Consider the following 12,306-nt stretch of genomic DNA (forward strand, 5'->3'; position numbering starts at 1 on the left):
ATAATCTGAATGGATTTTCGTTTGGTGAGCCAATTGATGGTTTTTGATATCAGCGATCCACCCGCTCTTTCAACTCCTTCCCCGCCTTAAAAAACGGTAGCTTTTTCGGTTTGATCTTGACCCTCCCTCGTTTGGCAGGCTTTTCGGCCTTTCCATTAGAAAAGAAATCAACAACTGCGTTTTTTGGCCATTACAAAAATCGTGATCTCACCACCAGGTTTTCCGTGTTTTAATCATGCAGCTTTTTGATCAGAAAACCAACCAACTGCAAAACGGCAAAGACACCGGCGGTCAGCATTAGCACCCATATCAAGCGCACCAACCAGACAATATACTCCTCATCGCTGAGGCTACGCGCGTATTTCGGCACCGGCAAAATAACAGCCGCAACGGAAGCCAGGATGAATGCTTTGACCGCCAACTCAAGTATGCGCCCCAGCTTGTTGTTGGTATCTTTCATTATCCAACGGCCTTTTATCACATGCCAGGATAATCATTTATCTTTTTAATGGTCTATCCTCAAGGAATTCGCTGCCCTCTTTGAGACGATCGTGTATTCTGATGGCTTATTCACGGCATGCGCCGACTCACTATTCGGACTTTAACGATCCACCCTTTCTTTCAACTCCTTCCCCGGCTTAAAAAAGGGTAGCATTTTTGGAGCGATCTTGACCTGCTCACCCGTTTTGGGATTACGGCCTGTGTATGCTTTGTATTCCTTAACAAAAAAGGAAAACAATCCACGGATCTCTACCCGGTCACCGTTTGCCAGAGCGTTGGTCATTTCATTGAAAAAGATATCAACAACGGCGGTAGCTTCGGATTTGGACAGATTGGCGGCGTCCTTCAGGGCTTGGATCAATTCGAGCTTGTTCATACTGTCGGCGCTCTTGATTTACGAGTTACAAGGGAAATAATGAATAGAAGTTTTTGGAGGATAAACCTGATTCTGGAGACATGTCAATAAATTGTTTGATTTCAGAATGATAAGGTTATCGTCACTATTGACAGACCAACCATTGGACTATCGGCAGCAGTGCTTCGATGTATGTGTTTAGGGTGTTCACAGCCGTTCATCTGGTGGCCAAACACCTGCTTTGCGATGGAACTCCTTGAATTATTATGATTTTCCGATTGGAGTGTCGGCGGTGTTAAGGTGTTTGCCTACATATTGAAAAGTCACCTGTCGGTTTTTTTATCGATCCCGCCCAGTCGACATCCAAGCCTTGATGATGCCGGTGTATCGTTCAATAACCAAAACAGCATAAACACCTGAACACCTCGGGTGAGACGGCTCTAAACCCCTTATTGACAAGGGTTTTAAGTAGGGTTTCCTGAATTAAAGATAAACACTTGAAATACTATACATTTTATGGTATTGAGGATCGAGCTAAATGCAAATATAACCACGCTTTACCCCTCAAAACCCTTGCACTTTTCTCGGTCCTATCATGTATCGACATAATCAAAAGCAGCTGGAATTCGAAACTTTCGAATTGCCTTTCGGCGGAAAACTGCGAAGCGACAATCGCTGGGTGAAATTAGCCAAGTTTATTCCATGGGGTCAGTTCGAACCGGCCTACAGTAAATCGTTGACCAACTCCGGTTTGGGCCCTCCGGCCAAATCGGTAAGAGTCGCCTTGGGCGCCCTGATTATCAAGGAGCGCTTGGGAACCAGCGATGAAGAGACGGTAGAACAGATCCGGGAAAATCCGTATCTCCAATACTTTTTAGGCTACAAGGCCTATGAGGACGAAAAGCCCTTTGATCCGTCCCTGTTCGTATACTTCCGCAAGCGGTTTGGCAAAAAGATGCTGGCCAAGATCAATGAGTCGATTGCCCGCAAGGCACTTGAACAAGAAAAACAATCGAAAGACCGTTCCCAAACCAAAAATGACGATGATTCCACGCCTACAGGTGGAGGTAGTGAAAACCAGGGCAAATTACTTCTGGATGCCACATGTACCCCCGCGGATATTACTTTCCCAACCGACCTCAAGTTGTTGAATACCGCCCGGGAGAAGAGTGAAGGGATCATTGATATCCTACACAGTCCATTCAAGGGGAAATATCCCAAACCGCGTACCTACCGTAAGTTAGCCCGCAAAGCGTTTCTATCTGCAGCCAAAAGCAAAAGATTGTCAAAGAGCAAGAGGCGTAAGGCCATTCGGAAACAGTTGGGATATCTCAAGCGCAACTTGAAAAGCATAACCAAGCTATCCCAACGAACGCCGCTAACGAAGCTCAGTCCCCGTCAGTACAAAGAGCTGCTGGTCATTCACGAAGTCTATCGCCAGCAGCAATGGATGTATGACCAGCATGAAAATCGTATCGATGATCGCATCGTCAGCATCAGCCAACCCCATGTGCGTCCGATCAAACGGGGTAAGGCCGGTGCGGCTACCGAATTTGGTGCCAAGATATCGGTCAGTCTCATCAATGGCATTTCATTCGTGGACCGCATCAGTTGGGATGCCTTCAATGAATCCGGGGATCTGATCGATCAGATCAAGGCATTTCGAAAACGATTTGGGCACTATCCGGCATCGGTTCATGTGGATCGGATTTACCGTAACCAAGATAATCGCCGGTTCTGCAAGAAACATGGAATCCGCCTTTCGGGTCCCCCGCTGGGCCGGCCACCGGCCGCTGTCGAGATACAGAAAGAGATCAAAAAGCAGGTCCGTCAGGATGAGCTCGATCGGATCCCGATCGAGGGAAAGTTCGGCCAGGGCAAGCGGCGCTTCAGTCTATCCAGAATCATGTGTAAGCTGGCAGTGACATCCGAGACGGCGATCGCGGTATCCTTCATCGTCATGAACTTGGAGAAATGGCTGAAAGGCCTTTCTTCTCTCTTTTTTACTTCCTCGTTGCTGTTCATGGTCCATATCAGAGTGCTTCAGAGACGATTTAACGGGCTTTTGGGTCGATTAGTCGGTAAATATTTTCAGGCTAAAATGCACCTGTCACTGTTGAGAGGGTGAATTTACCCATGCTAATGCGGCATCTTTACTAATTCAGGAAGCCCTAAGTATCCGGCGGTGTTAACCCTGGATGTGAACACCTCTGAACACCCACGTAAGTTCTGCAACTTTCGAAATTATATGAACAGGATCTTCAATTTCTCATTCAAATCTGCGATCAGGACAGATCTCATTTTTTCATTCTGAAAAGCATCCCTGTTTCCCAACCACCCAGCACACACCTCATCCCATCAAAAAATCCATTATAAACTACCGGATCTAAACATATTAATTAATGAAAAGGAACTGTTGTCACCATACACAAACCACTTCATCAAAAGGAGGTACGCTTATTGAAAACATTCTGCATCACACTCTTCAAGGTAACGGCATTGGCAATCATCGTGACATCATCTTTTCTCGCATTAACCAACCGATACGGTGAAAACCAATGGGACCCAATCAAAGAAATCCATCAATTGAAAAACCAGAACCGCCGGGATGATGCCATCGACCTGGTCAACTTTCTCAAAGAAAACCAAACTCACGATTCATACGATCTGCGCAAGATCGAAAAGGAGGTCGCATACAGTCCATTGGAGCGGGCAAAGGCATTTGTCTGGGATGGAGCCGTTAAAGGGAACGTCAATGATACCTATTCCGGCATTGGTGCCCTGGCTGCTGATTTCTGTGTTTACGGCGATATCCGTGACATCACCAAGCAAACCTGGAACTTGATATTCGACCAGGACAATTTCGATGGTGTGGTCGGTGTTTTGTCCGGTGCCGGAATCGCGTTATCCACAATGCCTCTGTTTGACGGACTATATGCCATGAACAAAAGCACCGCCAAATATGTCAGCAAACTACCCACCTGCATGAACAAGGGAATGCTCCGATCCTTCCTGACTGGTCACACATCCCCGGAACAATCCAGTGCCATTTACAATCTGTTAAAAAAAACGGATGGTCGATTCCCCGAACCACATCTATCCTGAGCAGCATCCACAATCCCGCCAACCTCAAGCATGCGGCCGACCTGATATCCCAGCATAAACGTACCGGCAACGTTTTCATCAATACCACTGGCGATGCCGGCCTTTCCCTTTATACCGCAATCCCCAAATCACTGAAGCAACAATTAATCGATGCCTTCAAACGTCATCCCAAGGCAGTCGTCGGTATCACCAGGTCCCATTTGATTATTCATTCCGTCAAGGCCCTGGACAAATACGACTTGATCTCCCTGCTGATCCCTGTGGCTGGATTGTCCGTCCTCTTATCCATGCTGCACCCTTATTTGCTTTGGGGGATATTCTTCGGCTCCATCGTATGGCTGGCATCGAGCGTAGGAAATTTACTGAAACCAAATCGAATAGAAAGGAAAACTTGCTCATGATCAATCAACTCGTATTGACCGGCAACCTGGGAAACGATCCAGAAATCTTCTTTGGTTCAGAGGGCGATCCGGTGACTTCATTTTCCCTGGCGTTTAAGTCTGGCCGAGACAAAACCAGCTGGATCAAATGTGTTGCGTTCAATAAGACGGCTGAAATCTGTGAAAAGTATTTGCACAGTGGAGCCCGAATCGCTGTTGTCGGTTATCTGCAGCAGTCCAAATGGAAAACCAATGAAGGGGAACCACGCAGCAGTTTCGAGATGATCGTCAATTCAATCGAGTTCATCAAGACTGATGGTCGGGGGGTTGATGATCGGAAAGAGCAAACACCATTTTAAGAAAAGGAGACATGAGAACTATGACAGCTAAAGAGTTACAGCAACGGAATGAAAAAGCAGACCACCTGCGCGTACTGCAAACGGATGATGGACAATTTTTCGTGGAATCCGGTGAAGGTAAGATTCTGTACAACGTCACTGTCAGCGATAACGGCGATACCTGTACTTGCGGAGATTTCGCTAAGAACATCAAACGGGATGCGGATTTCCGCTGCAAGCACATCCTGGCAGTATTCAATGCGGTACCCAAGCAAGATGTCGATGGTGCCGTATTCCTACAAAAGCATACGCCCAAGCTGGATGAACGCTGGATTACCAAGATTGAAGGTAAGGAATTCGTGAAGTATCCGGGCCTCCTCGACCTCGCTCACCAACATGGTCTTTCCAGCATCGAGGTCGATATCGTCCAAATGCCCGACAAGGAGAATGGGAATTTCGCCGTGTGCCGAGCAACGGTCATGTCGAAGATCGGGGAAACCTTCATCGATGTGGGCGATGCCAATCCAGGCAACTGTTCCAGCAAGGTATCGAAGCATCTATTACGGATGGCCAGTACACGTGCCATTGCAAGGGCGCTTCGATCCTATACCAATGTGGGCATGACTGCACTCGAAGAACTGGCCGATTTCAATGATGCCATTCCTGAATCCGCCCAACCTACAAGGTCAAAGAGCAAACCTAAAGCTGCGAAGAAACCACCGGCAAAGGCACCTAAAAAGGCACCCGCCAAGTCGAGCAAAGCCGCTGAATCCAGCACTACAGGGAACCAGACGCCTAATACGGAATCCACCGAAAAGTCTGAATCGAAAACCCAACCTAAGATGTCGGAGGCCCAGAAACGTGCCATTTACAATCTTTCCCGCCGTCGGGGCATATCCGTGGAGCAATTAGAACAGATGGTTTCGGATGCCTATGGATGTGACCTTGAGAGCCTAACGAGCAGCGATGCAGCAGGGTTCATCCGGCAATTGCAGCAAGCAGCCTAACCTAAAGAAATCAAGAATTTAACGTAAACCTAAAGATAGGCGATAGGCAGATCCTGACTCGACCGAGAGGGATACCTATCGCCTTCTTTATTCCATTGAGGAGGTACTGAAAATGGTTTTAAGTGAGCTTAGGCAACAACCGCACCTATCCGCATCAAGTATTGGGGAGTATGTCGAATGTTCCCTCCTATACAAATTCGGCAGGATCGATAGGCTGCCTATGGAATTTAAGGCAGAGGCACTGGAATTTGGAACTTGCATTCATCGTGTCCTTGAACAGTTCTATAGTGCCCGCATGATAGGTGAGAAAATGTTGCTGAAATATGTCCATGAAATTTTCGAAACTGTCTGGACGGGCATTGCAAAGGAAAACGACGATATTCGTTACAATGGTGACAACGATTTCAAATCCCTGTTGATGTATGGGAAGGATCTGCTGACCGCCTGGTACAACAAACTGCCCGACGATGGGTTTACCATCCTGGCAATAGAAGAGGCATTCAGTTTCACCCTGCCTGGCATACCCATCCCAATAATTGGAGCCATGGATCTGGTTGAAGAAGACAACGCCGGAACCATCATCATTACCGACTTCAAGACATCTGGCCGGGCTTATTCCAAAGATGAGGTCGACCAAAACCAACAGCTGGCCATGTATCAGATTGCCGCTAAGCACAATGGATACGCAGATCGTGAAATTCTGCTGCGATTCGACACCCTCATTAAGACCAAGACGCCGAAATTCGAACAATACTGGACCACACGCTCTGAACTGGACGAACGGCGCCTGATAAAAAAGGCCGGCCAAGTCTGGGACGGTATCACCAAAGGTGTCTTCATTGCCAACGATACCAGCTGGAAATGCAAGGGATGCGCTTACAAACAGGCGTGCGATGAGTATTTGGAAGGAGAACAAAACTATGACGAAAAGTTCGATAAATGATGTGCAGTCGTTTCTGACATTCATGGAAACGAACGGAAATCGGGTCTATCAGATCGTCAATGTGGAGCTGTTGCTTCGACGTCATCCACCCGAGGCGGTCGTGTCATTCCTCCAAGAGCTTCACAAGGACTACAGCAAAGAGCTGTCCAATCTGATCCAGGAGGATAAAACAAATTCAATGATCAATGAACTGGTGGCCAAACGATTTCGCCTCAAAATGGCCATCAATACCATTCGCAACTATGGAAAGGAGGAAGCGGCATGAGCGAATTGAATCCCAAACAACGGGAGGCCGCCCAATTCAAAGACGGCATTGCAGCTGTGATCGCAGTGCCAGGTAGTGGAAAGACTCGGACAATGATGGAACGGATCGGCATTCTGGTCAATGAATACGGTATCCCGCCAGAGCATATCCTTGGTTTGACGTTTACCAGGAACGCAGCTGAAGAAATGCGATCACGCCTGGTGCCGGTATTGGGCAATCTGTCATCAAGGGTCCGGTTGTCGACCATCCATTCGTTCTGTTTACATCTGTTAAAAAGTGAGGGTCGGGTATTTGAAATCCTGTCCGGAAAAGAGCAGTTGATTTTCATTAAAAATGTCATGAAACGCTTGCGGATAAAGGATTTGACCTTGGGCACCATACTGCGTGAAATTTCCCTGGCAAAGAACAATATTATCGATCCGACGGAGTTCAAAGACCTTTTCTATGGTGACAAAACCATGATGCAGGTTGCCAACATCTATGAATCGTATGAGGAAGCAAAATCCAATAAGCTACTGCTCGACTTCGATGATCTGCTGTTGGAGGCATATTACCTGCTGCGCGACAACGATGCCGGGCCAATTTCCAGTCACGCTATGTCGAAGAAGCATTCATGCAGGCCAAAATCCCATTCCATGTTCAAAACGGTCAGACTTTTTATGACCGTCGGGAGGTACGCTGCCTGCTTGATTATCTGCGTGTGATTAATGCCCATGACTCCGATGAGGGCGATGAAGCGCTGTTGAATATCCTGAACGTGCCGGTCCGATACATAAGTAATGCCATAAGAGACCAGTTGAAAGAGTATAGCAGGCATCGTGGTATCCGTCTTTATCGTGGTCTGCAATCCATGATCATCATGGTGCCCTATGTCAGGAAACTCATTAAGGAGATGCTGGCGTTCATGGACCCGTTAATTGAAAGCGCCGAATACCTGGAACCGGTGCAAGTGATACAGTCGATTCGCACCGCATTCGATTATGACCGTTTTATAGTTGACGAGGACATACCTTCACCCGACGACGTGAAGATAAATAACATTAACCAGCTTCAGTTAGCAGCCGCCAGGTATTCCACCATCGGCACCTTTCTCGAATACACGGACAGTTTCCAGGACGAAGCCGTGGCCGATGACAAGGAAGGCGTGAGTTTAATGACCGTTCACAAGGCAAAGGGATTGGAGTTTCCGGTGGTATTCCTCATTGGCCTGGTCGAGGGATTGATGCCCAGCGGTAAGGGCAACCTGGAAGAAGAGCGCCGGATCTGCTTCGTGGCAATCAGTCGGGCCATGCATCTACTGTTTCTATCGTACCCGCTCAACTATCTCGGTCAGCCCTCAAAGAAATCCATTTTCCTTGATGAGGCGCTTAGCAATCGTCATCCTTCCATTGATAAATCCGCCGCTTAAACCTTCCCACAGCGTCCACAGAGACAGTTCGGCGATTATCCATAACTGATTATTCACACCGATCTACCTTTCATTAAAGGAGGCACAACCATGTTCGAAATCCTGAATTTCAGGGGATCAGACGAAATTCTCAAAGAAAAACGCCTGTTGAAAGATGTCCAGGCAACCATGCAATACATTGATGATGTTTTGACCGGCGCCCTTTACAAACGTGAACTGCTCCGTATGGCCTTGGATGAAATGGACTGGAGCGTTGACAGTGATGCCATGCGAATCATCGAGGGCAGGCGCTATATGTATAAAGGCGTAAAGCGTGGAGTCGCCATCGACGGCAATATTTCTGCCTATGAGTACATCCTTGAAGGGCTGGTCCGGCTGCAAATCGGGTACGACAAACAGCGTATCGATGCCGGCGTCCTTCTGGTGAACGCCAAACGTAGCGAAAAAAGCCCTTTCGGTACCACCGCTGACCTGATCAAGGCAGAGATCGAAACCTTGTATCCAACCATCCATCTGCCGGTAGCGGTCTGCATGATCGATCCGGGTGATCCCATTATCTTTGACGAGGAGGGCATTTTTGATGGCAGCGTATCCGTTCCGAAAGACGACAACTGGGAAACTGAGACAATTTCTGAAGGATGAACGGGAACGAAACCGGCATTTGACCGAAGAACCTGATTGCCCAGACATCGACCTGCCAGCACATCCAGCAATAAGAATCCGACCCATCCCGTCACAACAATCCAAGATTTCAACCGAGTCCTGTTAAGCAAAACCACCAAAACACCACTTTTAACCAGAATCATTCCGGGAGCCGCCCGTCCGCTTGTATGGATACGCACCCTGTTAGAGTCGTCAGGGGAAATGTAATGCGCCAGGTGGTGAAAGGCGCATCTCCCGGATTCAATCAAAATGGAGAATACTATGAAAAAGCAGAAACTAACGACCCTTGGCAAAGTTTTCGACCGCGTCGATGAAATGTCGGCAGCCTGCTATGACCAGAATATTGATGTCCCCGATGTGTCCTTTGACAACCTCGATGTGCTGCGGATTTCTGGTGAACCGCATGATATTCGGCCCGTGGCAGCCCGATCTATTTCAAATCGCCTTGGCGTTCCTTATCCGTATCTGCGACGGTGTCCACCCGATGTACAGGCGTTGAACCTGAATCACTGGATCACGAAGGAGAAGAATGACCAGCTGCTGTTCCGGTTTGATGGTCAGGATGTGCGGGCCGTTTTTACGACAAAGTATATTCCGGTGGACAATTTCGAAGTTTGTGAGCGCCTGGATTCGTTGGGTTATGGGCCGGACACCGAAGTGCAGTGCCATTTGGACCCGGAGTTCATGTCGTTGAGCATTCCGGATGGCAAGCATTCCTTCGATATCAACGGGGACAGATTTACAGGCGGACTAAGTTTTTCGAATAGTGAAGTTGGTTTAGCTTCACTTTCAATCAGCTGCTACTATCTCAGACTTGTTTGTAGTAACGGACTAATTGCCAAATCTGACGTTTCAGCTTCTTATCGCCACGTGAGCACAAAGATCCTTAGCGAGTTCCCCCAAGTGATTGATAAGGTGTCATACGAATTGGGCGCCCAGCGATCACAATTCAAGCTGTCCATGGAATCGCCGGTGGATGATCCTGAATCGACCCTGGACAGCTTCAATCGTCAGTTCGGTCTGAATGCATCCGAGAAGGAAGCAGTGGAGTGGGCGTGGCCACATGAAATGGGTGATACGATGTTTGCCGTGGTCAATACATACACCAGGGCGGCACAGTGGAATGAACTGTCCGCGGAATCCAGTTTCAGGTTGTCTCGGGTTGGCGGGAATATTTTGGGGATGTTGAATTGAAAGCCCGGGCTTTGGACAGTGGGAACTTGGGAACCCTCCTGGTCAGATGATTGGGAGGGCTCCTTTTTCTGGCATCGCTGCTAAACGAAGAATCTAAGCTCCCGAATTTGACTATGATCAAATAATGAATTGTTGACAATATCCCGAAACACCATTTAAGTTTAGTTGTCCTATCTGCAAGTTACTTATCGCCAAAAGCCAAACCCATTGCGAAATCGGGACGGAAAACCACGGGTCTCTACAATCTCGTTGCGTCGATATTTCTGAATTTGGGTTAATCTGAGACAGCCGGGCTGCCGAGGGTGACATCGTCAAAGTCACTTACGGAGCAGTTCGGCTTTTTTGTTTTAACTGAAAGAATGCGATGCCTTTCAATTAAATGTATAAATTATTGTAAATGCTAACTAAAAAAAGGAACAAGGCAAATGTTAGCCAATTGGTTGGTAAAATCAGCTATCCGGTTCCAGGTTCGTAAAGCTTATGCAGGTGGCTTTAATCTTGATGGGTGGCGTGCATTCATGAGAGGCCTCGGTATGTTTGCGCGTATTCCCAAAGGGATTACTGTAGAGTCCGTTGATTTCGGAAGTATCAGGGCCATGCACTTCTATCCTATCGATCCGATTCAAAACTGTGCGGCTGTTTATTTCCATGGGGGGCTGTATGTCGGGGGCCGGCCGCACGACTACCGCGAAATGGTAGCAAGGCTATCATGCGAGTGTAATTGTTCTATCTATGCAGTTGATTATCGACTGGCACCGGAAAATCCTTTCCCGGCAGCAGTTGAAGATGCGCGAGCTGCTTTGGCATATATCAATAGCATCTACGACCGAACAGCCGTTTTAGGGGATTCTGCGGGCGCAGGTCTGGCAATGGCAGTCATGAGGGCAGACTCAGTATCTGCTCTGCCAGTAGCTGGGGTTTTGTTGTCCCCTATGGTTGATTTGACCTTGAGTGGCAGAAGTATAGAGGAGAGGGCGGGGCGTGATCCATTATTTCGTCGACAGGCCCTGGAATCAGCGGTGTACATGTATCTTGGTGACCATTCGGCAGAAGACCCGGATGTATCACCCCTTTTCGCTGATTTATCGGGCTATCCACCTTTGCAGATTCATATTGGGACAGAGGAAATGTTGTTCGACGACGCAAAACGTTTGGCCGAAAACGCTCAGCGTGCTGGTATAGAGGCAGAGTTGTGCGAATGGGACGGCATGATCCATGATTTTCAACTTGCAGCTCGAATGCTCAAGGAGGGTCGTGAATCCATCAGTCTCATTGGTAAGTTTTTACGTAGCCGCATGTCGGCATCAGATTAACGGGCAGAAGATACGCAATCACAATCGACCAATTGCCTGGCGGAAGTAGCAACTTGAGTATTAATTGACCTAATTGAAAAGTCCATGATTTGGACAAATGTAACACGCGAGCCCTCCCTTCCAACGTACCGGGAGGGCTTCTATTAATTTGCGTTAGTGCTATTTATTGGGCATTTCTGTTTCACCCTCAATGATCAATTCGGATATTCCAGGTGCCAAAGATTTGGATTCCCATGTTCCATTGCCTTCTGTACCTTCATATTTACCAGTACCCCGGATGATAGTGAAGGTTCCCTTACTGTGACCTTTCCCTACTGGTTTTCCTTCAGTACTTGAAATCACTTTATCGCCGTTCGAATAGGTTCGTACAACGTAGCCGTTCACCGTACCTTTGCCGGTTTTAAAATTCATGTCTAAAAGCCCACTACTTATCCCAGTGGATTTCTCCCCTGTCTTTTCATTAACGTATACATTCTTGTTTTCAAATACCGCGATTGTGTGTCCTCCTTCGTCACCAACCTCGATGGAATGCCATTTGGTCCGTACACTCGTCGCCCTGGATTTTACCTTCTCGCCTGCTGCGGCATAATCGATCGCAGCAATTGCAAAAAAAACTACTACCACCATCATTCCTGATAACGATTTGGATTTAATCATGACATCTCTCCCTTCCTTTTTTTTCATCCGACCATGGATGGGCACACAAACTCCAAGAAAAATTTAATTTGACTCACAATGTCAAGGTGTTAGGATGTTTGTACCCACCGCAAAAGATGATACGTTTTTAACATGTAAGGGCCGCGTATAACGGTTATAACGGTTCAGTTTTTTAGA

13 protein-coding genes, 1 pseudogene and 1 riboswitch are annotated in these 12,306 nt (G+C 47.5%); of the genes and pseudogenes, 11 read left to right on the forward strand and 3 right to left on the reverse strand.

Annotated features, from left to right (window positions below; translation table 11 throughout):
* Nucleotides 1-229: 229 nt before the first annotated feature.
* Nucleotides 230-460, reverse strand: coding sequence for a hypothetical protein (locus tag GN111_RS00430; protein ID WP_155301857.1), 231 nt, complete (start codon nucleotides 458-460; stop codon nucleotides 230-232).
* A 141-nt stretch (nucleotides 461-601) separates the two neighbouring features.
* Nucleotides 602-877 carry an HU family DNA-binding protein gene (locus tag GN111_RS00435; protein WP_155301858.1) on the reverse strand — a complete coding sequence of 92 codons (276 nt, stop codon included), beginning with the start codon at nucleotides 875-877 and terminating at the stop codon, nucleotides 602-604.
* 574 nt (nucleotides 878-1,451) lie between these two features.
* On the opposite strand from GN111_RS00435, the pseudogene GN111_RS00440 reads away from it, so the two are divergent.
* From GN111_RS00440 to GN111_RS00485, 11 genes and pseudogenes are all read left to right on the forward strand, one after another.
* Nucleotides 1,452-2,876: pseudogene (locus tag GN111_RS00440) on the forward strand (IS5 family transposase); the annotation flags it as partial.
* A gap of 440 nt (nucleotides 2,877-3,316) precedes the next feature.
* Nucleotides 3,317-3,961: a hypothetical protein gene (locus GN111_RS00445; protein ID WP_155301860.1), complete on the forward strand. Its 645-nt coding sequence runs from the start codon at nucleotides 3,317-3,319 to the stop codon at nucleotides 3,959-3,961.
* Between the two features lie 397 nt (nucleotides 3,962-4,358).
* Nucleotides 4,359-4,700, forward strand: coding sequence for a single-stranded DNA-binding protein (locus tag GN111_RS00450; protein WP_170302062.1), 342 nt, complete (start codon nucleotides 4,359-4,361; stop codon nucleotides 4,698-4,700).
* Nucleotides 4,701-4,720: 20 nt separating this feature from the next.
* Nucleotides 4,721-5,686 (forward strand): SWIM zinc finger family protein, encoded by a 966-nt coding sequence (locus GN111_RS00455; RefSeq protein WP_170302063.1) that lies wholly within the window; start codon nucleotides 4,721-4,723, stop codon nucleotides 5,684-5,686.
* Between the two features lie 112 nt (nucleotides 5,687-5,798).
* Entirely contained in the window at nucleotides 5,799-6,629 is an 831-nt protein-coding gene (locus tag GN111_RS00460; RefSeq protein WP_155301863.1) for a RecB family exonuclease, read from the forward strand.
* Nucleotides 6,607-6,894 (forward strand): hypothetical protein, encoded by a 288-nt coding sequence (locus GN111_RS00465; protein ID WP_155301864.1) that lies wholly within the window; start codon nucleotides 6,607-6,609, stop codon nucleotides 6,892-6,894. The genes GN111_RS00460 and GN111_RS00465 overlap by 23 nt, the downstream gene beginning before the upstream one ends.
* Nucleotides 6,891-7,598 carry a UvrD-helicase domain-containing protein gene (locus tag GN111_RS33765; RefSeq protein WP_231715634.1) on the forward strand — a complete coding sequence of 236 codons (708 nt, stop codon included), beginning with the start codon at nucleotides 6,891-6,893 and terminating at the stop codon, nucleotides 7,596-7,598. The genes GN111_RS00465 and GN111_RS33765 overlap by 4 nt, the downstream gene beginning before the upstream one ends.
* A complete protein-coding gene (locus GN111_RS33770; protein ID WP_231715635.1) occupies nucleotides 7,508-8,302 on the forward strand; it encodes a 3'-5' exonuclease in 795 nt (264 codons plus the stop codon). Before GN111_RS33765 ends, GN111_RS33770 begins: the two co-directional genes overlap by 91 nt.
* Before the next feature lie 90 nt (nucleotides 8,303-8,392).
* Nucleotides 8,393-8,944 (forward strand): hypothetical protein, encoded by a 552-nt coding sequence (locus GN111_RS00475; RefSeq protein ID WP_155301865.1) that lies wholly within the window; start codon nucleotides 8,393-8,395, stop codon nucleotides 8,942-8,944.
* A gap of 282 nt (nucleotides 8,945-9,226) precedes the next feature.
* Nucleotides 9,227-10,159, forward strand: a complete 933-nt coding sequence (locus GN111_RS00480; RefSeq protein ID WP_155301866.1) for a DUF932 domain-containing protein — start codon at nucleotides 9,227-9,229, stop codon at nucleotides 10,157-10,159.
* 187 nt (nucleotides 10,160-10,346) lie between these two features.
* A riboswitch (cyclic di-GMP riboswitch) is annotated at nucleotides 10,347-10,460 on the forward strand.
* Between the two features lie 124 nt (nucleotides 10,461-10,584).
* Entirely contained in the window at nucleotides 10,585-11,472 is an 888-nt protein-coding gene (locus GN111_RS00485; protein ID WP_155301867.1) for an alpha/beta hydrolase, read from the forward strand.
* A gap of 159 nt (nucleotides 11,473-11,631) precedes the next feature.
* Here GN111_RS00485 and GN111_RS00490 read toward each other — a convergent pair whose 3' ends face one another.
* Nucleotides 11,632-12,129 carry a hypothetical protein gene (locus GN111_RS00490; RefSeq protein WP_155301868.1) on the reverse strand — a complete coding sequence of 166 codons (498 nt, stop codon included), beginning with the start codon at nucleotides 12,127-12,129 and terminating at the stop codon, nucleotides 11,632-11,634.
* Nucleotides 12,130-12,306: the final 177 nt, after the last annotated feature.

Source organism: Desulfosarcina widdelii, from assembly GCF_009688965.1.
Classification (GTDB): Bacteria; Desulfobacterota; Desulfobacteria; order Desulfobacterales; family Desulfosarcinaceae; genus Desulfosarcina; species Desulfosarcina widdelii.

Excerpts from the sequence above, each read along its gene's own strand:
- GN111_RS00430 (WP_155301857.1), bottom strand. The coding sequence starts at position 460 with ATGAAAGATACCAACAACAAGCTGGGGCGCATACTTGAGTTGGCGGTC.
- GN111_RS00435 (WP_155301858.1), bottom strand. The coding sequence starts at position 877 with ATGAACAAGCTCGAATTGATCCAAGCCCTGAAGGACGCCGCCAATCTG.
- GN111_RS00450 (WP_170302062.1), top strand. The coding sequence starts at position 4,359 with ATGATCAATCAACTCGTATTGACCGGCAACCTGGGAAACGATCCAGAA.
- GN111_RS00455 (WP_170302063.1), top strand. The coding sequence starts at position 4,721 with ATGACAGCTAAAGAGTTACAGCAACGGAATGAAAAAGCAGACCACCTG.
- GN111_RS00460 (WP_155301863.1), top strand. The coding sequence starts at position 5,799 with ATGGTTTTAAGTGAGCTTAGGCAACAACCGCACCTATCCGCATCAAGT.
- GN111_RS00465 (WP_155301864.1), top strand. The coding sequence starts at position 6,607 with ATGACGAAAAGTTCGATAAATGATGTGCAGTCGTTTCTGACATTCATG.
- GN111_RS33765 (WP_231715634.1), top strand. The coding sequence starts at position 6,891 with ATGAGCGAATTGAATCCCAAACAACGGGAGGCCGCCCAATTCAAAGAC.
- GN111_RS33770 (WP_231715635.1), top strand. The coding sequence starts at position 7,508 with ATGCAGGCCAAAATCCCATTCCATGTTCAAAACGGTCAGACTTTTTAT.
- GN111_RS00475 (WP_155301865.1), top strand. The coding sequence starts at position 8,393 with ATGTTCGAAATCCTGAATTTCAGGGGATCAGACGAAATTCTCAAAGAA.
- GN111_RS00480 (WP_155301866.1), top strand. The coding sequence starts at position 9,227 with ATGAAAAAGCAGAAACTAACGACCCTTGGCAAAGTTTTCGACCGCGTC.
- GN111_RS00485 (WP_155301867.1), top strand. The coding sequence starts at position 10,585 with ATGTTAGCCAATTGGTTGGTAAAATCAGCTATCCGGTTCCAGGTTCGT.
- GN111_RS00490 (WP_155301868.1), bottom strand. The coding sequence starts at position 12,129 with ATGATTAAATCCAAATCGTTATCAGGAATGATGGTGGTAGTAGTTTTT.